The sequence below is a fragment of the Nocardia grenadensis genome (assembly GCF_050942415.1).
Classification (GTDB): Bacteria; Actinomycetota; Actinomycetes; order Mycobacteriales; family Mycobacteriaceae; genus Nocardia; species Nocardia grenadensis.
In genome coordinates, this window is record NZ_CP192054.1 from 4,860,672 (window position 1) to 4,884,321 (window position 23,650).

Below are 23,650 nucleotides of genomic sequence, written 5' to 3' on the forward strand. Positions count from 1 at the left end.
CAGCACCACCGGAGCCGCCGCAGTCCCGCGCAGGGCCCGAACCCGCCGGGTCCGGGTCCCGTCGCAAGTGGCCGCCTGCCGGGCTCAGGCCCGGACCGCGGGCCGGGCGGCGGTGTCCGCGTAACCGGGCAGCGGGATCTGCGGGGGAAATGTCACCGGCAAACCCGCCAGCGATCGGTGGAACGGGCCCGGCCGCCAGACCGGCTCACCGTCGGGGAAATCCGCGCGCATCTCCGGTATCGCGTCCAGCAGCTGATCGATGGCACCCTCGGCGACCATATAGGCCAGCGATTGAGCGGGGCAGGCGTGCGGACCCAGACCCCACGCCAAGTGGGCGCGGTTACCCGTCAGCTCCGAGGTGCGGATGGCCGGATCGTTGTTGCAGGCCGCCATGCTGATCACCACCGGCTGATGCGCGGGCAGCCACACATCGTCGAGCAGGATCGGCATCCGCGGATAGGTGATCAGCAGATTCGCCAGCGGCGGGTCGTTGAACAGCACCTCGTCCAAGGCGTCGCGGGAGGTGAGGTTCCCGCCGAGGACGCTGCCGCCGAACCGTTCATCGGTGAGGATCAGCAGCAGCGTGTTGACGATGAGGTTCAGTTCGAATTCGATCCCGGTGCCGTATACCTGCGAGACGTGGTGGGAGACCTCCTCCTCGGACAGCTCGACCGGATGCTGCAGCAGCACCGAGGTGATATCGGTGCCCGGTTGCTCGCGCTTGAGCAACACCAGGTTCATCAGGGCCTCGCCCAGCATACGACTGCCGCTTTCGGCGTCCACGCCCTCGAGCAGCGCGGCCGTCCCGGCCGCAACCTGCTGCCCGATCTCCGGCGGGCAGCCGAGCAGATAGTTGATCACCTGGAACGCCAGCGGGAACACGTACTGCTGGATCAATTCCGCGTGACCGTCCTCGCAGAACGAGTTGATCAACGGGCCCGCGATGTTCTCGACGACCGTGTGGATCGCGTACATGTCCACTTCGTCCATGCTCGCGGTGATCGCCTGCCGGTAGCGCACGAATTCCTGTCCGGCGCACCGGCTGGCCATCGGCCGCCATTCCAGCAGTGGCAGGATCGGGCACTCGGCCGGAATATCCTTCTGCCAGACCCGAGGGTCGGCGGGGAAGCGATCCGGATCGTTGAGCACCCGCAGGGCGGTGTTGTATCCGATCACCAGGGTGGCGGGCACGCCGGGGGCGAGTTCCACCGGCGCCAGGGACCCGTACCGACCCCGCATCTCCCGGTAGAACCGGTGCGGATCGGCGGCGAATTCCGGGAGGTACAGCGGTATCCGCGGATCATCGGAATCGATCGGCGAACCGTGCACGTGGGCCTGAGCGTGTCTTCGGTGATCCGAGGTAGTCAAGAACGAAACTCCATACCGTCCGGTTGCGGCGCCGATGGTTTTCCACCGGCCGATCCCGGTTCGAGGCTCCTCCTGCAGAATCAGCTGACTCGAGCCGGAACCAGGCGATGGTACGACATGGTCACGAAATCTGATCGATTCAGAAACAAGTTGTACGGCCGTCTTTTTCGAGTTTTTGTTGGACTAGTCCGCACAGTTTCGATCGGTCTGGTCCGAATATTCCGCCGGCCATTCTCGCCGCCGCGACGCGGCCGGGCTCGGCAAATCCGAAACCCGGCCGGCGCAACGGTTCTCATACGCCGAGCGCGTCCAGCGATCGATTGTCGTCGATGGCCGAGGTGATCCGCCGCAAAAGTGTGAGACAGGTCTCCCTCGACTGCATCTCGGGCTGATACGCGGCCCGGCCGATGGTGAACGCCCATGCCGCGTAGGCGAACATCGACTGCTGCCGGTAGATCAGCCAGGCCGTGTCGAAGTCGGGCGCCACCCCGCCGGCCTCGGCCAGTTCCTCCAGATAGGCCCGCAGCAGTTCTTCGGCCCAGGCCCGGCGGTCCTCCGGTTCGCAACCGGAATTGACCGTATAGGCGAAATCGTGCCCCCAGCCGCCGCGCATCACGACCTGCCAGTCCACATAACCCATCCGTCCCTCGGCGGTCCGGTAGGTCTGCCCGATATGCGGGTCGCCGTGCAGCAGGGTGTGCGGGAGTTCGGTCGTGGCCAGGTCCACGGCACGCTCGACGCCGGACCACAACCGGTCCGCCTGTCCGTGCAGGCTTTCCGGAACCACTTCCGCCGCCCGGCCCAGACCCACCGCGCAGCGGGTTTTCATATCGATCGCGGCGAGATAGGCCTGCAACGCCTCGTTGGTGGTCTTGAGCACCTCGATGGCGGGATCCTCCCAGAAGGTCCCGTGCAGCCGGGCGAGATTGCGGACCAGATCCTCCATTTCGGCACGGCCGATCGGGGCGGTCGGTTCGCTGAATACCGCGCCCCGCGTGACGGCGATATCCTCCATCAGCGCGATCGACCGCCACGACGCCGGATCCGACGCCCCCCAGTAGCCCAGCGGGGCCTGGATCTCCAGTTTCGGCCGGAAATCGCGGAAGAAACGGGTCTCGCCGTCGATCATCTTGCCGCCGCCGAGCAGAATCCGCTGACTCAGCGAAGACGTGGTTTTGGCGAACAACGCCTCCGGTAGCCCCGCGGCCCGGCCCGCCTCGTTGTACTCCACCCGGATCGCCACCCGGGTGGAGGTACCGCTGCTGCCACCCGAGATGTCGAAGGAGACCACTTCGGCACCGGGTGCGTCCCGGCAGAGCACGGCGGTGAGCCATTCCGCGGTGAGCGCGGCGCCGGACGCGGGCACATCGTCGATCGTGCGGGCCCGGTGCCCGGTGAGCTTCTCGCCGACGATATGCCCGCCCACCGCGACGAGCCGGCCGAGCAACCAGAGCTTGTGATTCATTTCCGCCTCACTTTCCGGATGCGCGCGAAAGCGCGCACCGTGCCGAACCGTCCGGTCCGGACTTTTCCTTCACACAGACGATTTCCGATTTTGCGCCATATTCGCTGCGCTGGAACAGGTTTCGACGAATTACTCTACGATGCGGCGGCGGATCGGCCCGGCGCGCCCCATTCGGGCCCCGCGCGCGGCATATATCGGACCGAGACGCCACCGGCACCGGCGGTTTGCCGGAGCGCGAAATATAATCGGGTCACCGACCACTGTCGACGAAAGACGCCCGCTATGGTGACGCTATCTGTTCGACATGTACCGGACGCGGTGTATCGCGCCCTGCGGATTCGCGCGGACAATCACGGTCGCAGCACCGAGGCGGAGGTCCTCGCCATTCTGGAGGAGGTAGTGACGCGCTCCCCGGAGAGAGTTCGCCTGGGAAAGGTCCTGTCCGGGGAGCACCCCGAAGACGACCCGGAGCAGGCCGAACCCGCGGACTGACGCTCGGCGTCGGAGCGCACGCCGACGATCAGTGGTCGGTCGACGACCTGTTCACCCCGTCCGCCGGCCACGATCGCACCAATGCCGGAAGAGAACCGGATCATGACCCCACATTCCGCTGGGACACGAAACCGCCGAAGCCGAACGGTGCGATCCACCCATTCGGGCCCGGCGGAGCGAGAACGCTATCAACGGTGTAGCTCCGTGTCCCGCCCCGCGACCGTTCTGCGATGTCGGTGATCACCCTCGGTACGGTGAAGCCATGCTGGATAACTCCGCTGGTCCGCGCACCGGCCGTCCACGCGACAGCCGAGTGGACGCCGCACTGCTCGAGGCCGCCGCGGAACTGATCGCCGAACGCGGTTACGGCGCGCTCACCCTCCAGGCCGTCGCCGATGCGGCGGGGACGAGCAGGCCCGCACTCTACCGCCGGTACAGTTCCCGGGCCGATCTCGTGGTCTCGGTACTGATCGACCGGTACGGACTGCAGCCCGGCGCCGAGGACCTGGGTGGGATCGAGGCCGAGCTGCTCGCGATCCAGCAACATCAGCGTGACCTGTTCAACGATCCGGTGCTGCGCCGGGCAGTGCCGGGCCTGCTGGAAGAGCTCGGTCGCACCCCGGAGGCCGCACGACGATTCCAAGAGCAGTTCCTACGACCACGCCGGCGTTCCACGGCCACGATCCTGGAACGCGCGACCGCCCGCGGCGAGATCGAACCCGGATTCGATTCCGAATGGGTGTGTGATCTCATCACCGGGCCGATGCTCATGCGAGCACTGTTACCCGAACTCGGGCCGATCGACGAGGAATTCGTACAACGCACGGTGCAGTCCGCACTCGATGCCGTAGGTCGATACCAGCGCTGATAATTCTGTGGTTGACCTCATATCGCCGGCTCGCCTAAGTTCCATTACACGTCGCAATGTAATGGAAAGGTTTCGCGATGCGTGAAGACGTGGAGTTCCTCAGCGGTGGTGTCTCCCTGCGCGGGTGGCTGTATCGACCGGAAGGCCGCACCGGCGCCGTGCCCCTGGTGGTGATGACACACGGATTCGCCGGCGTCAAGGAATGGGTCGCACCGTTCGCCGAGGTATTCAGCGCCGCCGGGCTGGCCTGCCTGGTCTACGACCATCCCGGATTCGGCACCTCCGACGGCGAACCGCGCTTCGAGGTGGACCCGGGCGCACAGATCGAGGGTTATCGCGACGCGGTGACCTACGCACAGACACTCGACGGAATCGACAGCGATCGGATCGGCATCTGGGGAACCAGTTACGCCGGTGCCCACGTCCTGGTCGTCGCCGCCACCGACCGCCGAGTCCGAGCCGTTGTGTCGCAGGTCCCGTTGACCAACGGCTGGGCGACCTTCGGCCGCCTCGTGCCGTCGATCATGCTGCCCGCCGTACATCAGGCGATCGCCGCGGACCGGTCGGCCCGCGCCGCGGGCGAACCGCACCAGATGATCAAGGCCGCCTCCGACGACCCCACCGAACTGGTCGCGATGCCGGGAACGGAGGTCTACGAATGGCTGCTGGCCAACGGCCCACAGGTACCGACCTGGCGCAACGAGGTCACGCTCTCCAGCGTGGACAAATTCCAGGGTTACGCACCAGAGGCGTTCCTACGCCGAGTCTCCCCGACTCCCCTACTGATGGTGATCGCCGAGAAAGACACCCTCACGCCCAGCGATATCGCCCTACAGAGCTACGCCGACGCCCTGGAGCCCAAACAGCTCACCCTGATCCCCGGAGGTCACTTCGCGGTATACGGTGAGCGATTCGATCAGGCGGCCGCGGCCGCCCGCGACTTCTTGCTGACGAACCTCGCCGAGCAGTGACGGACCGACCCCCACGGCGATCGAATCGAGTCGCAGCCTCGACGTCATGAGATCGCGACCCCGACAGCGGCGCCCCCGCAGGGACGACGGATCGGCCGCGTGCTGCGAGGTCGAGGCGAAATGCAGCGAGAAGCGATCTGCGGTATGCGAACCACGGATGCTGCCTCCGGTCGACCGCGCGCGATGACCGAATGGGCCTGCGACGCAGCTCGCCGCTTCCACGCGGCCGGACCGAGGCGGCCACCGGCGGCACCCGCGGCACCCGCGAGTTCATCGCCGGTTGCCGAAGCCCCGGGCGGCAGCCTCTCGGACCCATCGAGGGCAGTGATCGAGGTGCTCGCCACCTACGCGATCGGCGTAATCGGCAGGCGTCGCGCCCCGGTCGTCACCGCGGTGGCCAGATCGGTGTAGTCGTCGATCAGCTGAGCGAGCCGATACCACTGCGCGTGCACGACCGGGTCGGACGGCTTCGTGGTCATCAGCAGGTGATATGCGTAGACCTGCTGGCGGGCGAGTCGATCGATCACCGCGCCCATGGATTCCGAGTGCAGGGTGGCGGTGGGATGCGGTGCCGGCGCGTGGTCGGCCACCCACCGGTCGGCTTGCCGCGCCAAGGCGTTGCGCAAGTATCGTTTCGCGCGGACCGAACTCCGCGCATCCGGACGATGAAGCCGTCCGAGCCGACAAGCGACCCGGGCCAGCGGGTGAGGTCCGACATGATGACCTCGGATCGCCGACAGCAGTTCCTCCCCGGTCGGTAACGCGTAGTGCGCCGGGCGCGCCGAACAGGTGGGCAGCGTAGAACAGATGATCGCCGGCATCCGAATCACCGCCGCGGTGTCGCGAGGTGCCGGCAACCGTTGCGGCCATGATGCCGGCCGCCTTCGCATCCACCCGGACAGCTCTCGCCCGCCGAGGGCGACAGCGCCGGCCGATTCGGCGGGTCGGCAACACCCTCCTTCGATGGCCGACTGCCGGATGGGCCGAGCCACAGCTCGCTACCGACCAGATCCTCGGCACTACCGAACCCGAGCACGCGACTGACGATCTGCAGGTCGTGCAGTGTCAGCCCCGTGGCCGCATCGGCGGGATGGGCGCGTTCGCCACCTTGCCGCCTCGGGCGGGGTCGTCTACTCATCGCGCACTCACTCCGCCCCGCGGCTTTACCCCGCCACTGAAGAATCGCACCTCGTCGCGCACGAACCACTCCTTTCATTACATTACGCGTTGTAATGAAACATAATCGATCCAAGGTGTGACGTCAACCACAAAAATCGGAGCCCCCGATCAAGGCCGGTTGAGCGCGCCGGCGCCGCGTTCGACGATCAGCGGCTCGGCGGCCGCGCACCGAGCGGGTTACGCGATCAGATTGCCGCCATCGGCGATCACGGTCTGGCCGTTCACCCATGCGCCGTCGTCGCCACACAGGAACTTCACCAGGCGGGCGAGGTCGGGGGCCCGGCCCACCCGGCCGAGCGGAGTCGACTTGGCGACCAGTCTCTTGAGGCGCTCCGGGTCCGGCGAGACGGCCGACAAGGCGTCGGTGTCGATGACCCCGCCGCTGGCGATATTCGCGGTGACGCCTACCCGGCCCAACTCCACGGCCAAGTAGCGGATCACGGCTTCCGTCGCCGCCATCGATACCGCGATGGGTGCGTACCCGGGAACGTATCGCCGGGTACCGGTGCTACTGACGGCGACGATTCGACCACCGTTGCGTAGATCGTCGCCCGCCGCCTCGACCAGGCCGAGCACGGAGCCCACCCGGGCAGTGAACATTTCGGTGTATGTCTCGATCGAAGTCTGCACCGTCGAGGTCAGCGCGGGCGAGGAGTCGGCGAATCCGGTCGCGTTGGCGACGACAGCCCGGACCGGCCCCAGCGTGCGCGCCCGGTCGACCATCGCACGGCACGAGCCGGGATCGCGCGTATCGACCTGCACCGCACACGCCGACCGGCCGAAGCGCTCGATCGCGCGGACCACGTCGGCGGCATCGCCATTTCGGGAGTAGTAACCCACGGCGATGTCATAGCCCAGGTCGGCGAGTTCGAGGGCGATCGCGCGGCCCACCCCCCGGCTCGCACCGGTGACGACCGCGACGCCGCCGGGCATATCAGCGCTCCTCTCGGTAGGTGCCGAAGTGCACCGGCTCGTCGTCGGCTGCGGTGGCATAGGCGTGTCGCGCACGCTCCTGCAACGCAGCGGATTCCGGCGTCGCGAGCAGCTCCGCGAAGGCGGCACCCTCGAGACGGAAAGCATCGGTGACCCCCAGCTCGGCGCCGTCGCGCAGCACTCGTTTCGCCGCCGCGAGCGCTGCCCGTGGCTTCCGAGCCAGCCTCGTGGCGGCGGCCAGAACGGCCTCGTCGAAGCCCTCGGTCGCGAAGACCCGGCCGATCAATCCGATCTGCCGCGCCCGCCCGGCATCGACAGCTTCTCCGCTCAACACCATTTCGGTGGCGTCGCCACGGCCGACGAGCCGCATCAGCCGTTGTGTCCCGCCCGCTCCCGGGATGATGCCCAGCGATGTCTCGATCAACGCGAAGTGCGCCGACTCGCTCGCCCAACGCAACGCACAGGACAGGGCGAGTTCGACACCACCGCCCCAGGCCTGCCCGTCGATCGCGGCGATCACCGGCTGCGGCATGGTTTCGACGAGCCGCATAGTGGTGTACCAGGAACGAGCCTCCGGCACGGGGCCAGCGGCGAGCAGGGCGAGTTCCGCCAAATCCGCGTGCGCTACGAAGTAGCCGGGAACCTCACTGCGCAGCACCACCACCGAGATCGTGTCGTCGGTGGCGATCCGCCGCAGTATCTCCCCCAGTTCGGCGAGCGCGGCGAAAGTGAGGAAGTTCCGGGGTGGGTTTCGGTACGACAGCACGGCCACTGCGGCCTCGTGTCGTTCGGTCCATACCGACATCATCGGCTCCTTTCGCCAGGAAGGATGTCGAGGGTGAGCATCGAGCCCGCGGTGTGCAGACTCACGGTGACCGGCGGTGGGTCGACGGTGACCGGTGCGATATCGAAGTTACGATCGACGTGCGGAAAGTTACTGCTCGTCACCAGTACGCCGAGCTGGTGCCCGACCGCGAACCGCTGGGCGGTATTGCCCAGATCGACAGTGATGACAGCTGTTTCGCCAGGCGGCAACGGACACGCGGTGGTCAGGTCGTCACGGAACCGCACCCGGGTGTTGCCTTCGGCCACGGGCAGCAGCCGACCGTCGGGATGCCGGTCGATCAGCCTGATGAACAGGTCCGTGTCGGAGCGGTCGAGGCTCACACACACCGTCATCGATACCGCGCCCACCACATCCACGGCCTGTTCCAGCGGCGCGGTCAGGTAGTGGAGCGTGTCGGCGCGCGCGCAATGCCGGCCGAGATCGATCGGCCCCGGAGCGAGGCGACCCAGGTGCAGAAGCCGGCCGCCCCGGCTCGGCACCGGCGAGAGCGGGTCGTGGACGTAGGTGTCGATACCGTCCTCGCCTTGCCGATTCTCCTCGGAAACCAGTCCGCCGGCCCGGCCCTCGCCCGCGCCACAAATCAACCGGAATCGCTGCGACACCACTTCCCTCGGCGGCCACCGATCGTCGGACCTCCACTCGTCGGCGCCCATCAGGAAGTAGTCGACCTGCCGTGACGGCAGCACTGGTGCGGTGTCGGCGCATCGCCGAAAGAATTCCAGTTGCCGGGTGGGCAGGCCGATCGCCGCCGCCGAGGCCGACACACCGAAGTTGACCTCACCCTGGATGTGCTGGAGGGGCCCGGTATGCGCCCACGGCCCGATGACCAGCCGATACGGCACCTCGGGATGCGCGGCCGCCCCGGCGGTGAAGGTATCGATCGTCGACGACGCGTAGACGTCGTACCAGCCCGTACTCACGAACACCGGCACCTCGATCGCCTCCGGCGCCCACTCCGGCAGTGTTGTCCCGGCCCCCGCGAGCAACTGCTCGACATCGAGCGGAAAGCCACGCAGCCGGGCGAGCGGATTCGCCGACGGCGGCCACGACCGCATCGCCGCCATCGGGTCGGCGAATAACGACCCGAGCAGGGCGACGTTGTCGGCGTCTGCGTACTCGGGATTGCGGGCGAGCCAGTCGGCGGCCATGTAGATCATCCAGCCGAACAGGTGGTCCAGCCGCAGCGCGCCGCCCATCTCCGCCCGGTCACGACTGCCGGTCGTCACCATGGCCGCGGCCACACCGGCCAGATGTGGCGGGCGCGTGGCCGCGCCGAGCATGGACAGGATCCCGCCATAGGAAGTGCCCGCCAGGATCACCGTCCCATCACACCAGGGCTGGGCCGCTGCCCACTCGACCGTATCGTGGGTGTCGAGGGCCTCTTGATCCCACATGATCGGCTTCCACGTACCGTCGGAGCCGAACCGCCCCCGGGTGTCCTGGACGAAGGCCGCGTAACCGGACTCCACGCAGTCCATCGGCCGGAGGACATCGGAGCTGATCTTGCGGCGGCCGTAGGGAGTTCGGAAGATCACCACGGGCGCGGGCCGGGCCGGTCGCCAGAGATCGCCACGCAGCACGACGCCGTCCCGCATCGGGCTCTCGACATCGCTGTGCCAGCTCGCGTCGGGGTTCATGCCGGTGCGGTGAGGGTCAGCATGCGGGTGGCCATCTCGTTCCATCCCGCGGTGGCGCCGCCGTCGACGGTGAGGACACCACCGGTCAGGTAGGCCGAGCCGGGCAGCGCGGCGAACACCGCGACCCGCGCCTGTTCTTCCGGGGTACTCAGTCGTCCGACGGACGTGGAGTCGACCAGGGTCTGCCGCAGGAGGCCCTCGGGCCACAGTTCGTCGACCATCGCGGTGTGGGTGGGGCCGGTGACCAGCGCCACCGCGCGAATGTTCTGGGAGCCGTAATCCACCGCCACCGACCGGGTCAGACCGATCAGCGCGTGTTTGGCCATGTTGTACACCGGCGACCTCGGTGTGGCGCCCACACCGCACATCGAGGTGGTGAAGACGAAAACCCCACCGGTTTCGCGCATATGGCCGACCGCGGACCGGACGAGGTAGAAGTTGGCGTCGCAGCACACACCCATCACCCGGCGATAGTCCTGGTCGGAGAGCGAATGCGCGCGACCGGCGATATTGATACCCGCGTTGCCGTGGACGATATCGAGCCGACCGTGACGGTCGACCACCTCGGTGAGCGCCGCGTCCACGGCTGCGGGGTCGGAGACGTCGCACGCGAGGATGTCCGGGCCGGCGTGCAGGTCGAGGCCGACGACTGTCGCCCCGGCCTGCCGGAACAACTTCATCGAGGCGGCACCGATACCGCTGGCCGCGCCGGTGATGACGGCGACGTGCTGGTCGAAGGAACCGAAGATGTTCATGGCGTTGTGCCCCTTATCTGCCCACGAAGTGCGGGTCACGCTTTTCCAGGAAGGCCATCGCGCCCTCGTGGGCGTCGGCGACTTCGACGTTGTTACGAATGTGCACCGAGTTCTGTAGGCGCAACGCCATTTCGATCGGCTGACCGATACAGCGTTCGCGCAGTTCTTTGAACAATCCGATCGCGGCGGTGGCCGATCGGGCCAACCGCTCGGCCTCGACCAGCGTGACCGCCACGAGTTCCGCCGGCGGTACCACGCGGCCGAAGATTCCGGCCCGCTCGGCGGCGGCCGCGTCCAGCAACTCGCCGGAGAGGTAGATCTCGGTGGCCCGCGCCGGGCCGACCAGGCGGCCCAGCATGGCGACGCTGCCCGCTTGGGCGACCCGCAGCAGGCCGCTGCCGATGCGGGCGCTGCTGGCAGCGATGCGCAGATCACCGGCACAGGCGAGCTCGGCGCCCGCCCCGGCAGCGAAGCCGTTGATCGAAGTGATGACCGGCACCCGGGCCGTCAGAATCATCTCGATGATGCGCAGGTAGATGGGATCGGCGGTGTCACCCACCACCGGCGAGTTGGTGCGGTCACCGCGCAAATGTTCCTCGACCGCGCCGAGATCGTCACCGGCACAGAAGGCACGTCCTTCGCCGGTGAGCACGACGACCCGGGTCGCGCGGTCGGCGAAGCGCCGCTCGAGTTCGGCGCACAGTTCGGCTCCGAGTCGACGATCGATGGCGTTGAGGCGGTGCGGGCGGTTCAGGGTGATCCAGACGATGCCGGGGCCCGGCAGCGTGACCCGCAGTGTGGAATGCGGTGCGGTGAGCTCGTCCTGGGCTTTCATGAGCGCGTCATGCCTCCGTCGACGTAGAGCGACTGTCCGGTGATGTATCGGGAACGACCGCTGAGCAACCACACCACGGCGTGCCCGATATCGTCGGGGATGCCGAGCCGACGCAGCGGCAGACCGCGGGCCACCTTGGCGGCGAGGCCGCGCAGGGAGCCGGTGTCGAGCATCGGAGTATCGATGAATCCCGGACAGATCGCGTTGGCGCGGATGCCCCGGGGGCCGAGTTCCACCGCGAGCGAGCGGGTCAGTGTCTGCAGGCCTCCTTTGCTCGCGTCATAGGCCACCTGGCCGGCGAATCCGGTGACCGCGATCGAACAGATGTTGACGATCGCCGCGTCGACTCGGGACTCGAGCAGGCCCGCGAGGTCGCGGCCGAGCCGGAACGGCACGTCGAGATTGACAGCCATGACCCGTGACCAGTCGTCGTCGGTGTGCTGACCGAGCGCGGCCCGATACTCGATCCCGGCGTTGTTGACCAGTCCGTCGATGCCACCGAGCTCCCGGCAGAGCTGCTGGACCCGGGCCGTGGCTCCCGCGGCCGTCAGGTCGAGACCGTACGCCGCGGGTGCGCCGGCGCGTGCCACGGACTCCGGACGATCGATGCCGACCACCGTGCCGCCCTCGGACTCGATCAGCCGGGTCACCGCCGTACCGATACCCCCGAGCGCGCCGGTGACCAGGATCCGGCGACCGTCGAGAAGCCCGGTCATCGCGACACCACCGCGTCGAGTCGAAGCATCCGTTCGGCATTGCCGTACAGCCAGGCGTGCCGCACATCTTCGTCGATGGGCAGCCGGTCCGCCCGATCGGCGATCTCGCGCACCGATCGTCCGTGCGTCCAACTGGTGGAGCCGAACATGATCTGGCGCTGTATCGAGCGAGCACCGTGTAGGAACAGCGGTTCCCAGCCGGAGCCGGCCGCGGCCATCGTCGCCGGGTCGTGGGAGGAGAACTCGAGGTACACGCGCGGATGGCGTTGCAGCAGCGCGATGGCCTCGAGGACCCAGGGCCAGCCACCGTGTCCCATGACGATGCGCAGATCGGGGTGGCGTCCGGCGATCCGGTCGATCACCGAAGGAGCGGAGATCCCCGCGGGCACCGTGGTGCGGAAGTGCTGGCCGCTGTGTATCCAGACCGGCACATCGTGTTCCACGCATAGTCGCCACAGCGGATCGTGGACCTGGTCGCCGACGTCGATTCCGTCGAGAAACGGGATGATCGAGAGACCGGTCAGCCGCAATTCTCCGAGTGCTCGGATGGCCTCGGTCAACGCCGGACCCGGCTCCCGCAGACTCACTCCCGCCCAGCCGATCAGACATTCCGGGTGTGCGGCGACCTGCGCGGCAACCAGGTCGTTGACCGTGCCGTGCGTGGTGGGCCACGGACCGCCGTGCACGACCTGCGCCCGGATGCCGTCCGCGGCCAGGCGCGCGGCGTGCGCATGCGGTTCGGTCGACCCGAGCCGTTCGGCCAGCCAACCGATGGTGTTGCCGGGATCGGCAGCGAATGCCTTCATCACACTCGCTGCCGATCGCCCGCTGAGCCGCCCGAATCGACCGGCGAAGACCTCGAGATAGCGAGGTGCGTTCCCGAGCAGGGCGTGGAGGTATGCCCGCCAGCCCTGTTCGTCGAAAACGACATCGCACATGTCGATCACGGACTGCTGTTTCACCATACCTCCAAATATCTATGAACGTTTGTTTACCAGCATGCGGAAAGTACGTCAACAAATGTTCGTTCATATAACTGCTAATCTCGGGATGTGACCGAACCTCGTAGCGATGCCCGCACGACCGACACCGCCCAGCGCATCCTCGACGTCGCCGCCGGGCTGTTCTTCAGAGACGGCTACCCCGCCACCTCGGTACGGCGAATCATGACGGCGTGCCAGGTCACCGCCGGCTCGCTGTACAACCACTACGCATCGAAGGAAGACGTCCTCTTCGCGATCCTCGAGCGATCACACGACGACACCCTCACCGCGCTACGCGACGGACTCGCCACCGCCGGTGACGACCCGGCCGAACAACTCCGGGCCATCGTGGCGGCCATTTCCACCTTCCACACCGAGCGCCAGATCGAGGGGATGGTCAGTCAGCGCGAATGGCGGCACCTGCCCGCCGACCGCGGCGCGACAATTCTCCAGCGCCAGCGCGAGGTTCGCGAGATCTTCGAACAATGCCTGCGCCGCGGCGTGGAGAATGACACCTTCACCTTTCCGGAACGGGGCATCGACGTGGACATCGCGGCCAAGTCGATTCTCGATCTGTGCATGAACGCCGGCCAGTGGTTCCGGCCCGCGGGCCGACTCGATTCCGTCGAGCTGGCCCGGCAGCACACCGAGATCGTCATGCTCATGGTGGGGACGAGACGACACTGACTACTCTCGCGAGCCCAACCGGCCACGCTTGACCACCACACCGAGGTCCTCCCGATCCAGCGTGTCCTCGGTGATGCCCTCGCTCCGCAGCAGGTGCTTCTGGATTTTGCTGGTAGGCGTTTTGGGCAGCGCGTCCAGAACTCGGACGAACCTCGGCACCATGAAATGCGCCATGCGCGGACGGACGAACTCCAGCAACTCCACGACATCTATCCGGTGGCCCTCGACGGGCGCCACCACCGCGAGCACCTCATCCTCCCCATCCGGGCTGGGCGTCGCCACCACCGCGACCTCCTGCACATCAGGGTGCGCGAGGATCTCACTTTCCACCTCGAAGGAGGAGATATTCTCGCCACGCCGACGAATGGTGTCACCGAGCCGGTCGACGAAGAAGAACTCCCCGTCGACGCGCCGGAACGCGTCACCGGTGTGGAACCATCCATTGCGCCACGCCGCCGCGGTCGCCTCGGGCCTGCCCAGATAGCCGTTCGCGATGATCCAGGGGCGATCCGCTCGCACGATCAGCTCACCGACGGTCCCGTCCGCGACCTCGCGGTCGTGCTCGTCCACCAGCCGGGCCTCCACCCCCGGTCGTACCCGGCCCGAGGTCCCCACGACAGACGGGTTGGGCTCGGAGATGATGGGAATCGACACCTCCGTCATATTGAACATAGCGACGAGATCGACGTCGAACCGCCGCGCGAACTCCGCCGCGTCATCGGACAGCGGAATCATGAAGACCCGGCGCAACGGATGCTCGGTGTCCGTGGGGGACTCCGGTTGCTTGCCGAGGAAGGTTGCCATGACCCCCAGCAACGTGACATGGGTGCAACCGGTGGCCCGCACCAGGTTCCAGAACTCCGAGGTCCGGAACTCGGTGGTCAGTGTGATGCTGCCGCCCAGCACGACTGCCGCGTTGACTCCGATGGTGCCGCCGGCGTGGAAGAGCGGAAGGGTCACCAGGTACCGATCATCGGCACCGAAATTATCTTCGAATGCAGCCTCCGCGCAGGCGCTGAGCTGCGCGTAGGTACAGATCACCCCCTTGGACGGACCGGTGGTGCCCGAGGTCAGGATGATCGCGTAGGTGTCCCACGGTGCGAGGTCCACCGCAGGGGGGCTCGCGCGACCGCCCGCGAAGATCGCCGCATCGTGCACGGTGGCAGCGAGCGGACCGGGATCACCGGAACCGACGGCGACCACCTCGCGGACGCTGTGGAGATCGATCTCGCGCAACCGCGGCAGCAGGTCGGGATGCACGACCGCTACCTCGGCGCCGGAGAGCCGGATGGCGTGTTCGAGCAGCCCGCCGCGATAGGCGGTATTGAGCGGCACGAGGACCGCACCGAGTATGTTGACGCCGAACCACACCCGAAGCGCGTCCGGTCCGTTCGGCAACCATGAGACGACTCGATCGCCCCGGCCGACGCCGAGCGTCGCCAGCCCGGCGGCCACCTGCTCGGCCTCTCGTAACATCCGCGCGTAGGTCCACTCGACGCCATCCTCGAAGACCACGAAAACCCGGTCGGGGTGCTCGGTCGCCCGCCAACGCAGCACCGTGGGGAGGACACATTCGTCCGCGGGACGCAACCAACTCGTCATCGCACTTCCTTTGTTCCCAGATACGCGGCCCGCAGTCGCGGATCGTCCACCAGCGACGCAGCCGGACCGGTGGCGACCACCCGGCCGTTCTGCAGGACGGCAGCCCGGTCGGCCCGCTCCAGCACCTTCTTTACCCGCTGTTCGACGATGATGATCGCCTGCCCTTCGGCACGCAGCGCGGCCAGCACATCGAAGACCCGGTCGATGATGACCGGCGCGAGTCCGATCGACGGTTCGTCGAGCATCAGCAGCCGGGGTGCGCGCATCAGCGCCAGCCCGATGGCCAGCATCTGCTGCTCTCCGCCGCTGAGCACCTCGGCCGGCGAATTCCGTCGTTCGTGCAGGATCGGAAAGAGCTCGACCACCCGCTCCCGCCGCTCGGCGGCGATCCGGCGGGGCAGCCGCTGCTTCCACAGGCCCATCCGAAGGTGCTCGTCCACGGTGAGCCCGTTGAACAGCCGCCGTCCCTCGGGCACCAGCGCCACCCCCAGCTCGATAAGCCGGTCCGGGCTCGCTTTCCGCACCGGGACACCATCGACGATCAGTCGTCCTTCGGCCGGCGGCAGCAATCCTGACAGGGCACTGAGCAGGGTGGTCTTGCCCGCGCCGTTGGCACCCACGACGGCCAGGATCTCTCCGCGCGACACAGTCAGATCGACCGCCGCGACCACCGGAACCGGACCGTAACCCGCGTGCACGTTCTCCGCTACGAGAACAACATCATCGCTCATGAGCTCACTCCCAGATAGGCCTCGACAACCCGGCGATCCGCCAGCGCCTCGCCAGGTGTCGCCGTCACGACCAATCGGCCGCGATCGAGCACGGTCACCGTGTCGGCCACCCGCGCCACCAGCTCGATATGGTGTTCGACCAGCAGTACCGTCGTCCCGCCGTCCCGAATCGAGCCGATCAACTGTTCCAGCGCACTGAGCTCATGGGGAGCCAGCCCCGCGGCGGGCTCGTCCAGAATCAGCAGGCGAGGCCGGGCGACGAGCGCGCGACACAACTCCAGCAGCCGCTGCCGCCCGTGTGGCAGGAGATCGGCCTGCGACGATTCCGAGGATCCCAGGCCGAGTTCGACCAACACCTCGTGCGCGTGCGCACGGACCTCCCGTTCCTCCCGACGTCCACCGGGAGTCCGCAGGACGACCCCCAGTACCGAAGCGGTGCGGCGCGCGTATCCGCCGAGGACCACGTTGTCGGAGACGGACGCCTCCGGAAGGAGCTTGGGTGTCTGGAAGACCCGTGCGACACCGGAAGCGGCCAGCCGCTCGGCCCGGGTCGACAGCAGGTCGGTCTCGTCGAGGCGCACCCGCCCTGAATCCGGGACCAGCATGCGACTGACAATATTGAGCAGCGTGGTCTTACCGGACCCGTTCGGCCCGACGATGGCGTGCACCGATCCCGGCACCACCTCGACGCTGACGCCGTCGAGCGCTCGGACACCGCCGAAGGACTTCGACACCTCCGATATCGACAGTGCCGCGGGCGCGCCGGACGCCATATGCTCGGACCGGGCGAGCAGCGGCTTCTCCGGGACGGGGTCCGAGCGCCGGGTACGGCGATCCCGCCACGCCTCGACCGCACCGATGATGCCGCGTGGTGCGAACACCATCAGGAACAGCAGACCGACACCGTAGATGAGCCCACGCCACTGATCGAGCGAGGTAAGCAGCTCCGGCACGGCGAAGAACACCAGGGTGCCGACAATCGGCCCCCACAACCGACCCGCACCGCCGATGATCACCACGATCAGGAAGAAGATGGAGAAATCGAGGGTGAAGTCGTCGGGCGAGACCATCCCGTTGTTGGCGGCCAGCAGCGCCCCGGCGAGCCCCGCCGCGGCACCACCCACGGCGAAAGCGGCCAGTTTGACCACGGTGGCGTCGACACCGACGGCGCGCGCGAGCTCCGGCGATTCCCGCACCACCATCATCGACCGTCCGATCCGGGAGCGGGCCGTGCTCGCGATCAAGGCCAGCACGATCAGGTCGACGACGATCACCAGCCAGTACACCCCGCGGTCACCGAGCTCGATCGCCCCGACACTCGGGCGCGGGATGCCGACGATCCCGGCATACCCGCCGGTGAGCCACTCGAGCTCCACGATCAGGGTGCGCGCGACCATCGCGAAGCCCAGGGTGATCAGCGCGATGTACCACGACGACAGTCGTAATGCGGGCAGTGCCATGACCGCTCCGGCCAGCGTGCCGGTGAGCGTGGCGACCGCGGCGGCGAACCAGAACGACCAACCCTGATCGGTCATCAGGATCGCCGCCGTGTACGCCCCGACGGCTACCAGCGCACCGTGCCCCAGCGAGACCTGTCCGGTGTAGCCCATCGTCACATTCAGGCCCATCGCGACGAGGGCGAGAATTCCTACCATCGCCGCGAGGTAGATGAACGAGGGATGCGCATTGACCAGCGGCAGCGCGAGGAGCAGGACAACTGCGGCGCCGATAAGCGCGAACCGGACCGTGCGACGATCAGACATGGCGCATCACCTTCTGGCCCAGTACCCCGTTCGGGCGAAGAAGCAGGAACGCGAGCATGAAGACGAACAGCACCACGGTCTGGAGCCCGGGACTCACATAGTTGGTGCCGATGGCCTCCACCAGACCGAGCGTCCAGCCCGCGAGCAGCGCGCCCTTGTTGGATCCGATACCGCCGATGGCCAGGGTGGCGAAACCCTTGATGAGAAGCGCCAAACCCATGCCGAGAGAGGCCAGCAGCATGGGGGCGGCCAAAAGCCCGGCCAGCCCGGCGAGCGCACCACTGATGAAGAACGATTGCCGGGTCAGCGAAGACGGATTCACGCCGCGCAGGCGGGCGCCGTCGCGGTCGGCGGCAACGGCGCGCATCGCGCATCCGAGCGGCGTCCGGTCGATACGTTGCAGCACGAGCATGACCAGCACCGCCGCGACCACCACCGCGGCCTGATAGGAGTTGAAGCTCACGCCTGCCAGGTCGATCCGGTCCAGCGACAATGGGGCGGGCGGTGCGACAGCGCGAGGCTGATCGGTCCACAGCTTCCCCGCCACCTCGCCGATCACCAGCGAAAACGCCAGAGTCGTAATGACCCAGCCGGTCGCGTGGCTCGACCGGCGCAACACCGGGGTCACCGCGATCCGTTCCTCCACCAGGGCGATCGCGCCGACGAGAACCATGACGGCCACCGCGGCCAACCCCCACGGCAGTCCACCGAGCGAGGTCGCCGCGACCACCATCGCTCCGACCATGACCAGCTCGCCCTGCGCGAAGTTGACCACGTTGGTCGGCCGATAGGACACATTGAAGCTCATGGCGATGAGCGCGTAGATACTGCCGAAGGTCAGGCCCGGCACGACGATATCTGTCAGCATTCCGGCCTCACAGCCCGTCGGCCCGGCGGCGCAGCAAGCCACCCAGTGACTCCGGTTCCAGCGCCGAGGTCAGCGTTCCGATCGTGATTTCCTCGTCGGCGATCCCGGTGTGGTTGTCGGCGGTGAAGCCGATCTTCGAGCGCACACCCTGATAGCCCTGGACTCCGTCGAGCGCCTTCTTGAGTGCCCGCGGATCGGCGGTGTTCTCCTGCGCGACGAGATCGGCCATCAATGTGAGGTAGTCGAAATACGGACTCGTGATGGCGGAGTAGCCGAGACCTGCGGTGTCGGGGTGCTCAGCGATACGTCCCGCGAGGGCGACGACCCGCTCATGTGGGGTCTCGGTGGCGGTGTAGGTCAACCCGCGATACGTCGTGCCGAAGAAGTTGTCCAGCAGTTCGCCTCGGAATTCCGAGAGCGCGTCAACGTAATTCAGGTCGTGGGACACGATCGTCGGGGCGAAACCGCTCGCTCGCATGGCACGCAGAATCAGGATGGTCGCCTGCGGCTGCCCGGTGAACAGCCCCAACCCGTCGACCTTCGCGGCTTCCAGTTTGCGGACGTAGGGGGTCAGGTCGTTCGCGTCGACCTCGAAGGTCTCCACCGCTACCGGGGTGGTCGAGTACTCGGACGCGAGGTAGTCGATGGCCGCCGTCCTGATCGACTCTCCGAACTCGGAGTTCTCCACGATCAGACCGATCCGCTTCTTGTCACGCGCCTCCCGCAGGAATCGCACGGCGGCCTCGGCCTGTTGCGTGGTGTTGTAGACGAGCTGATAGAAGTACGGGAATTCCTTCCCGTTTCCCAGGTTCGCGCTGCCACCCCAGCCCGACTGGATGAATCCCTTCTGCGCCAGCGCACTCGCCGAGGCGAGCACCTGCGAACTCCCTGTCGGGCCGACGACGAAGGTGGGCTCGGCGCCGACCACGCGTCGCGCGATCGCCGCTTGTGTCGCGGGACTGCCCTTGTCATCGATCTCGGTGAGCTCGGCCGCCTCGCCGAGCAGGCCGCCACCGGCAGTGATGTCGTCGAGCGCCAACCTCCCACCCACGTAGATCGGCTTGTACGCGGCGGCGAGGCGCCCCGTCTTCGGTTCGATCCACCCCACCCCCACCTTCCCGGTGCCCCCGGCCCCGCTCCCGCAACCACTGAGCGCGAGCGCACCGGCCGCGGCCAGGGCCCCGAACCCGGCAAGCGCCGTCCGACGCGAGAAAGGCGCGCTGATGAGCTCCGACATACAACCTCCTCAGGTATATGAACGTTTGTATATGTGATATGAGACATAGTCAATACCTTCCCCGAACCGAATCGGACGACCGGAACGGTCCGTGATCCCTCACCGCGAGCTCGACCGCGGAGACCGCGACTCTCCCGCGAGGCGGCCGGTGAGGGTGTCACCCCGGCCGTCACGCCCGAGAACTGCGACCAGAGCCGGACACATCAATGCCCAACCATGGGAAGTCACCTGTCCGATTCGACCGAGTTTCGGGAGCTACATTCACGTGCGCGCCGATCGCCGGGCAGTGCATCGGCGGCGTGCAGTCGCCGGCTGTGTTTCACTCACCTCGGTGGCGAAGCCCGACACAACCCTCGAACGAGACCTGTGCGCCGGTTCACCTCCCCGGCGGCAGCCCACCGAGTCCAGGCCCGGTACGTCCCGCGCACGAGGCGGCACCAACCAGATGAGCGGAGCCCGGTCCATGACCAAAGACCAAGCCAGAGCGGCCTATGTGGAGTACCTGGGCCTGGATCGGATACTCGATGCCCAGCGAGTGCGCACCGAACCGGAACAGCACGACGAAATGCTGTTCATCATCTACCATCAAGCTACCGAACTGTGGTTCAAGCTCCTTTTACATGAGCTGACCGCGGCGCGCGAGGCTTTCGGCAAGGACGCCCCCGTGGTGCCGAAGCTGGCTCGCGCACAGCAGATACTGCTGCTGCTGAACAATCAATGGCTGGTTCTCGACACCATGACGCCCGCCGCGTTTCACCGGATTCGACCGCTTCTCGGTCCTGCGTCCGGCATGTATTCCGAACAGTATCGAGCGTTGGAATTCCTACTCGGGAAACGGCATCCCGAATGGCGGGATCTCGCTCCGGAATATGCCGACGGCCCGAGTCTGTTCGACGAACTGATCCGTTACCTGCACCGGCGCGGTCATCCGGTGCAAAAGCGTTTGCTCGAACGGGATTGGCGCCGAGGCCGGGACACCACCCCAGAATTGCTCGGTATCTTCCGAAGCATCTACACCGCCGGGTATCACGGCGTCGAATACGAGATCTGTGAGCAACTCGCCGGTATAGACGCATATCTGCGGGAGTGGCGGTTACGGCATCTCGAAATCGTCCGAAAGCACCTCGCCGACCAGCCGGGCACCGGAGGAACCTCGGGCGCCGAGTACCTCAACGGGACGCTGGATGCGCTGTATTTCCCCGAATTGGTGAAGCCGCATGATGTTTGATCGCCTCCTCACCGCCGACGCCGCATGGTTGGGCGGGCGGGCACTCGCCGGACCCACGGCCATCGGTGTGCGGGGAAGCGAGATCGGCTGGATCGGACCGCTCTCGGCCGCCCCTGCCGGCGCGCGCTGCGCACATATCGAGGGCGTGCTGCTGCCCGGGCTCATCGACTATCACGTACACGCCGCACTGATCCGGCCGGAAGAACTGCTGGCGGCGGGCGTGACAACCATAATGGATCTGGGCTGGGCCCCCGCCGAGATCTGGCCGCTGGTCGAGCGCGCACGACACGACCCCGGCCTACCCCATATCCATGCCGCCGGACCGTTCCTCACCGCCCCCGGTGGTTATCCTTCCCGGCAGCCGTGGGCGCCGCCGCTGGTCGCGATCGAAGTCGACAATCCAGCGGCCGCGAGCCGAGCGGTCCGATCACTGGTCGCTCATCGCCCGGCCACCATCAAGGTCACACTCAATTCCCAGGCGGGCCCGGTTGTCGACGACGCCACCCTGCGTAGCATCGTCCACGAAGCCGGCGCCCACCGTATTCCGGTCACCGCGCATACGCAGGGCCCCGGCCAGACACGGCGAGCCCAGCTGGCCGGGGTGCGGGTACTCGCACACACACCGTGGACCGAAACCCTCGACGACCAACTCATCTCGGATCTGGCCCGCGACACAACGATCATCTCCACAATCGACATCCACGGCTGGGGCGAACCCACCCCAGACCGTGAGATCGCCCTGAAGAACCTGCGCCGCTTCCACCGCGCCGGAGGCGTCGTACGGTACGGGACAGATCTCGGTAACGGCCCGCAGCCTCCCGGCGTGAACGCCCGCGAGATCATCGCACTCACCGACGCCGGGCTGAACCCAGCCGATGTGCTGGCCGCGATCACTGGCGCACCGCTGCGGCCCGGCACCCCCGCGAACCTGAGCGTCGTGCCCGGCGACCCCCTTGCCGACCCCGCCGTCCTCGGACAAGCGCGCGCTGTCCTCAAGGCCGGGCAGAGCATCATCGGCTCGATCGGATGAGTCGGCCGTGGAACTGTTCCTGATCCGGGCCGGCAGACCTGTCCGGCTCCCTATCCATATCCCTCGCATCCCCGTGTTATCGATCTGCTCAGATCTCGAGAGGTTCTGATGTCCGACCTGGATAAGGCAGCCGCAGCGGTCCGCACTCTCGCGGGCGCGCCCTCGAACCCGTTCCCGGCCTATGCTCGGTTACGCGACTCTTTGCCGGTGTTCTTCGACGATTCCCTGGACATGTACCTGATCACCCGCTACGAGGACTGCCACCGGGCTTTGAGCAGCCCACATGTGCGGGTTCCCGATCATGTCTGGCACGACCGCGTCATGCCCGACTGGCGAGAGCATCCGGCGGCCGTCTGGTGTTTCACCAGCCTGCCGTTCGAAGGCCATTCGAGTCACGCCCGGATCCGGCGACTGGTGAACAAGGCGTTCACGCGGCGCCGGGTGGACTCTCTGGTGCCGGCGATACATCAGGTGGTTACCGGGCTACTCGATACGCTCGAAGAACACGGCTCGGACAACACCGTGGTGGATCTCCAGGATGTGGTCGGGTTCCGGCTGCCGGTCGCGGTCATCGCCTCCCTGGTCGGTGTGCCCGATACCGATCTGCCCCGGTTCCGATGGGTTTTCGGCGATATCCTGCGGGTGATGGACCTGGTGGTCGACGATACGACCCTGGCACGCGCGAATGCCGCCATGGTGGAGGTGCGCGAATACTTCACCGAACTGCTCCGGTATCGCCGTGAGCACCCGGCCGACGATCTCGCCTCCGGCCTGCTCGCCGCGTGCGACGAGGACGGGGACCGGCTCAACGAAGAGGAACTGCTCAGCCTGGTCATTCTCCTGTTCACTGCCGGCTTCGAAACCACTACGCTGACCATCGGTACCGGCACCTGCGCATTGCTGGCCGACCGCGACCAGTACGACCTGCTGCGCAATGATCCTTCGCTGGCCGCGGGCGCGGTGAGCGAGGCCCTGCGGTGGGATTGCGCGCTGCACAGAGTGATTCGCGTGACCGACGAGCTCATCCGGATCGGAGATGTCACTGTGCCCGGTGGCTCGGTGATCGCGCCGTTGCTGGGCGCCGCCAACCGGGACCCGCAGGTGTTCCAGGATCCGGACCGATTCGATATCCGGCGGTCCGGGCCGCGACCGTTGACCTTCGGTGGGGGCGCGTATGTGTGCCTGGGCAATGCCCTCGCTCAGACCGAGCTGGAGGTCTATTTCGCCGAGTTGAGCCGGCGGTTCCCCGATATGGAGCTCGCCGGCGAGCCCGAACGCCGACGCGGCTACGTCCGCGGCCTGGACACTCTGCCGGTCACTCTGGGACGACCCATCGAAAACCGTTCGGGCCGTAGAAGTTCGGAGAATCTGTCGTGCCCGCACCGCACCGCCCCGCACCACGGCTGACCGCCGGACCGGAAGAACTACCGACTGCCCGAACCCACTGGAGGAACC

Annotated in this window: 22 protein-coding genes; 7 read left to right on the forward strand and 15 right to left on the reverse strand. The window is 67.1% G+C overall.

The features are described from left to right. Nucleotides 1-84 precede the first annotated feature (84 nt). Both ACQPYS_RS22245 and ACQPYS_RS22250 read right to left on the reverse strand, forming a co-directional pair. Entirely contained in the window at nt 85-1,368 is a 1,284-nt protein-coding gene (locus ACQPYS_RS22245; RefSeq protein WP_063039751.1) for a cytochrome P450, read from the reverse strand. Nucleotides 1,369-1,660: 292 nt separating this feature from the next. Beyond that, nucleotides 1,661-2,833: an aminoglycoside phosphotransferase family protein gene (locus ACQPYS_RS22250; protein ID WP_431939852.1), complete on the reverse strand. Its 1,173-nt coding sequence runs from the start codon at nt 2,831-2,833 to the stop codon at nt 1,661-1,663. Nucleotides 2,834-3,115: 282 nt separating this feature from the next. Here ACQPYS_RS22250 and ACQPYS_RS22255 point away from each other — a divergent pair, with 282 nt between their 5' ends. The 3 genes from ACQPYS_RS22255 to ACQPYS_RS22265 all read left to right on the forward strand — a co-directional run bounded on the left by ACQPYS_RS22255 (nt 3,116) and on the right by ACQPYS_RS22265 (nt 5,164). Next, nucleotides 3,116-3,325 (forward strand): FitA-like ribbon-helix-helix domain-containing protein, encoded by a 210-nt coding sequence (locus tag ACQPYS_RS22255; protein WP_063039746.1) that lies wholly within the window; start codon nt 3,116-3,118, stop codon nt 3,323-3,325. Between the two features lie 262 nt (nt 3,326-3,587). Then, a complete protein-coding gene (locus ACQPYS_RS22260; protein WP_084481563.1) occupies nt 3,588-4,193 on the forward strand; it encodes a TetR/AcrR family transcriptional regulator in 606 nt (201 codons plus the stop codon). A 77-nt stretch (nt 4,194-4,270) separates the two neighbouring features. Continuing rightward, nucleotides 4,271-5,164 (forward strand): alpha/beta hydrolase, encoded by an 894-nt coding sequence (locus ACQPYS_RS22265; protein WP_433490699.1) that lies wholly within the window; start codon nt 4,271-4,273, stop codon nt 5,162-5,164. A 344-nt stretch (nt 5,165-5,508) separates the two neighbouring features. Here ACQPYS_RS22265 and ACQPYS_RS22270 read toward each other — a convergent pair whose 3' ends face one another. The 8 genes from ACQPYS_RS22270 to ACQPYS_RS22305 all read right to left on the reverse strand — a co-directional run bounded on the left by ACQPYS_RS22270 (nt 5,509) and on the right by ACQPYS_RS22305 (nt 13,031). Beyond that, a complete protein-coding gene (locus ACQPYS_RS22270; RefSeq protein ID WP_433490700.1) occupies nt 5,509-5,790 on the reverse strand; it encodes a DUF4254 domain-containing protein in 282 nt (93 codons plus the stop codon). A 730-nt stretch (nt 5,791-6,520) separates the two neighbouring features. After that, nucleotides 6,521-7,276, reverse strand: a complete 756-nt coding sequence (locus ACQPYS_RS22275) for an SDR family oxidoreductase (RefSeq protein WP_063039738.1) — start codon at nt 7,274-7,276, stop codon at nt 6,521-6,523. Nucleotide 7,277: 1 nt separating this feature from the next. Continuing rightward, nucleotides 7,278-8,081, reverse strand: coding sequence for an enoyl-CoA hydratase/isomerase family protein (locus tag ACQPYS_RS22280; RefSeq protein WP_433490701.1), 804 nt, complete (start codon nt 8,079-8,081; stop codon nt 7,278-7,280). Then, complete coding sequence (locus ACQPYS_RS22285; protein ID WP_433490702.1) at nt 8,081-9,760, reverse strand: CocE/NonD family hydrolase; 1,680 nt, start codon at nt 9,758-9,760, stop codon at nt 8,081-8,083. Before ACQPYS_RS22285 ends, ACQPYS_RS22280 begins: the two co-directional genes overlap by 1 nt. Next, nucleotides 9,757-10,515, reverse strand: coding sequence for an SDR family NAD(P)-dependent oxidoreductase (locus ACQPYS_RS22290; protein WP_433490703.1), 759 nt, complete (start codon nt 10,513-10,515; stop codon nt 9,757-9,759). The genes ACQPYS_RS22285 and ACQPYS_RS22290 overlap by 4 nt, the downstream gene beginning before the upstream one ends. Nucleotides 10,516-10,528: 13 nt before the next feature. After that, nucleotides 10,529-11,350 carry an enoyl-CoA hydratase/isomerase family protein gene (locus tag ACQPYS_RS22295; RefSeq protein ID WP_433490704.1) on the reverse strand — a complete coding sequence of 274 codons (822 nt, stop codon included), beginning with the start codon at nt 11,348-11,350 and terminating at the stop codon, nt 10,529-10,531. Continuing rightward, nucleotides 11,347-12,066 (reverse strand): SDR family NAD(P)-dependent oxidoreductase, encoded by a 720-nt coding sequence (locus ACQPYS_RS22300; RefSeq protein ID WP_433490705.1) that lies wholly within the window; start codon nt 12,064-12,066, stop codon nt 11,347-11,349. Before ACQPYS_RS22300 ends, ACQPYS_RS22295 begins: the two co-directional genes overlap by 4 nt. Next, complete coding sequence (locus ACQPYS_RS22305; RefSeq protein WP_063039726.1) at nt 12,063-13,031, reverse strand: amidohydrolase family protein; 969 nt, start codon at nt 13,029-13,031, stop codon at nt 12,063-12,065. Before ACQPYS_RS22305 ends, ACQPYS_RS22300 begins: the two co-directional genes overlap by 4 nt. An 87-nt stretch (nt 13,032-13,118) precedes the next feature. Between ACQPYS_RS22305 and ACQPYS_RS22310 the strand changes: the two genes are divergently transcribed. Further along, nucleotides 13,119-13,736 carry a TetR/AcrR family transcriptional regulator gene (locus tag ACQPYS_RS22310; protein ID WP_431939859.1) on the forward strand — a complete coding sequence of 206 codons (618 nt, stop codon included), beginning with the start codon at nt 13,119-13,121 and terminating at the stop codon, nt 13,734-13,736. Here ACQPYS_RS22310 and ACQPYS_RS22315 read toward each other — a convergent pair whose 3' ends face one another. From ACQPYS_RS22315 to ACQPYS_RS22335, 5 genes are read right to left on the reverse strand one after another with little or no spacing between them, the layout of a single operon-like run. Then, on the reverse strand, nt 13,737-15,338 hold the full coding sequence (locus ACQPYS_RS22315) for an AMP-binding protein (RefSeq protein ID WP_433490706.1): 1,602 nt from the start codon (nt 15,336-15,338) through the stop codon (nt 13,737-13,739). Further along, nucleotides 15,335-16,069, reverse strand: coding sequence for an ABC transporter ATP-binding protein (locus tag ACQPYS_RS22320; protein ID WP_433490707.1), 735 nt, complete (start codon nt 16,067-16,069; stop codon nt 15,335-15,337). Before ACQPYS_RS22320 ends, ACQPYS_RS22315 begins: the two co-directional genes overlap by 4 nt. Continuing rightward, the gene (locus tag ACQPYS_RS22325; RefSeq protein WP_063039714.1) at nt 16,066-17,832 is read right to left on the reverse strand and encodes a branched-chain amino acid ABC transporter ATP-binding protein/permease; all 1,767 of its coding nucleotides are present in this window, start codon (nt 17,830-17,832) and stop codon (nt 16,066-16,068) included. Before ACQPYS_RS22325 ends, ACQPYS_RS22320 begins: the two co-directional genes overlap by 4 nt. Then, a complete protein-coding gene (locus tag ACQPYS_RS22330; protein ID WP_433490708.1) occupies nt 17,825-18,700 on the reverse strand; it encodes a branched-chain amino acid ABC transporter permease in 876 nt (291 codons plus the stop codon). Before ACQPYS_RS22330 ends, ACQPYS_RS22325 begins: the two co-directional genes overlap by 8 nt. 7 nt (nt 18,701-18,707) lie before the next feature. Beyond that, nucleotides 18,708-19,937, reverse strand: a complete 1,230-nt coding sequence (locus ACQPYS_RS22335) for an ABC transporter substrate-binding protein (protein ID WP_433490709.1) — start codon at nt 19,935-19,937, stop codon at nt 18,708-18,710. Between the two features lie 463 nt (nt 19,938-20,400). Between ACQPYS_RS22335 and ACQPYS_RS22340 the strand changes: the two genes are divergently transcribed. The 3 genes from ACQPYS_RS22340 (at nt 20,401) to ACQPYS_RS22350 (ending at nt 23,602) form a co-directional block, all read left to right on the forward strand. Next, entirely contained in the window at nt 20,401-21,165 is a 765-nt protein-coding gene (locus tag ACQPYS_RS22340; protein ID WP_433490710.1) for a tryptophan 2,3-dioxygenase, read from the forward strand. Continuing rightward, the gene (locus ACQPYS_RS22345; RefSeq protein ID WP_433490711.1) at nt 21,155-22,195 is read left to right on the forward strand and encodes an amidohydrolase family protein; all 1,041 of its coding nucleotides are present in this window, start codon (nt 21,155-21,157) and stop codon (nt 22,193-22,195) included. The genes ACQPYS_RS22340 and ACQPYS_RS22345 overlap by 11 nt, the downstream gene beginning before the upstream one ends. Before the next feature lie 108 nt (nt 22,196-22,303). Then, a complete protein-coding gene (locus ACQPYS_RS22350) occupies nt 22,304-23,602 on the forward strand; it encodes a cytochrome P450 (protein ID WP_433490712.1) in 1,299 nt (432 codons plus the stop codon). The last annotated feature ends 48 nt before the right edge of the window (nt 23,603-23,650 follow it).

Bases quoted from the DNA above. Each gene is read 5' to 3' on its own strand.
- ACQPYS_RS22250 (WP_431939852.1), bottom strand. From the start codon at position 2,833: ATGAATCACAAGCTCTGGTTGCTCGGCCGGCTCGTCGCGGTGGGCGGG.
- ACQPYS_RS22255 (WP_063039746.1), top strand. From the start codon at position 3,116: ATGGTGACGCTATCTGTTCGACATGTACCGGACGCGGTGTATCGCGCC.
- ACQPYS_RS22260 (WP_084481563.1), top strand. From the start codon at position 3,588: ATGCTGGATAACTCCGCTGGTCCGCGCACCGGCCGTCCACGCGACAGC.
- ACQPYS_RS22265 (WP_433490699.1), top strand. From the start codon at position 4,271: ATGCGTGAAGACGTGGAGTTCCTCAGCGGTGGTGTCTCCCTGCGCGGG.
- ACQPYS_RS22275 (WP_063039738.1), bottom strand. From the start codon at position 7,276: ATGCCCGGCGGCGTCGCGGTCGTCACCGGTGCGAGCCGGGGGGTGGGC.
- ACQPYS_RS22280 (WP_433490701.1), bottom strand. From the start codon at position 8,081: ATGTCGGTATGGACCGAACGACACGAGGCCGCAGTGGCCGTGCTGTCG.
- ACQPYS_RS22285 (WP_433490702.1), bottom strand. From the start codon at position 9,760: ATGAACCCCGACGCGAGCTGGCACAGCGATGTCGAGAGCCCGATGCGG.
- ACQPYS_RS22290 (WP_433490703.1), bottom strand. From the start codon at position 10,515: ATGAACATCTTCGGTTCCTTCGACCAGCACGTCGCCGTCATCACCGGC.
- ACQPYS_RS22295 (WP_433490704.1), bottom strand. From the start codon at position 11,350: ATGAAAGCCCAGGACGAGCTCACCGCACCGCATTCCACACTGCGGGTC.
- ACQPYS_RS22300 (WP_433490705.1), bottom strand. From the start codon at position 12,066: ATGACCGGGCTTCTCGACGGTCGCCGGATCCTGGTCACCGGCGCGCTC.
- ACQPYS_RS22305 (WP_063039726.1), bottom strand. From the start codon at position 13,031: ATGGTGAAACAGCAGTCCGTGATCGACATGTGCGATGTCGTTTTCGAC.
- ACQPYS_RS22315 (WP_433490706.1), bottom strand. From the start codon at position 15,338: ATGACGAGTTGGTTGCGTCCCGCGGACGAATGTGTCCTCCCCACGGTG.
- ACQPYS_RS22320 (WP_433490707.1), bottom strand. From the start codon at position 16,069: ATGAGCGATGATGTTGTTCTCGTAGCGGAGAACGTGCACGCGGGTTAC.
- ACQPYS_RS22325 (WP_063039714.1), bottom strand. From the start codon at position 17,832: ATGTCTGATCGTCGCACGGTCCGGTTCGCGCTTATCGGCGCCGCAGTT.
- ACQPYS_RS22330 (WP_433490708.1), bottom strand. From the start codon at position 18,700: ATGCTGACAGATATCGTCGTGCCGGGCCTGACCTTCGGCAGTATCTAC.
- ACQPYS_RS22335 (WP_433490709.1), bottom strand. From the start codon at position 19,937: ATGTCGGAGCTCATCAGCGCGCCTTTCTCGCGTCGGACGGCGCTTGCC.
- ACQPYS_RS22340 (WP_433490710.1), top strand. From the start codon at position 20,401: ATGACCAAAGACCAAGCCAGAGCGGCCTATGTGGAGTACCTGGGCCTG.
- ACQPYS_RS22345 (WP_433490711.1), top strand. From the start codon at position 21,155: ATGATGTTTGATCGCCTCCTCACCGCCGACGCCGCATGGTTGGGCGGG.
- ACQPYS_RS22350 (WP_433490712.1), top strand. From the start codon at position 22,304: ATGTCCGACCTGGATAAGGCAGCCGCAGCGGTCCGCACTCTCGCGGGC.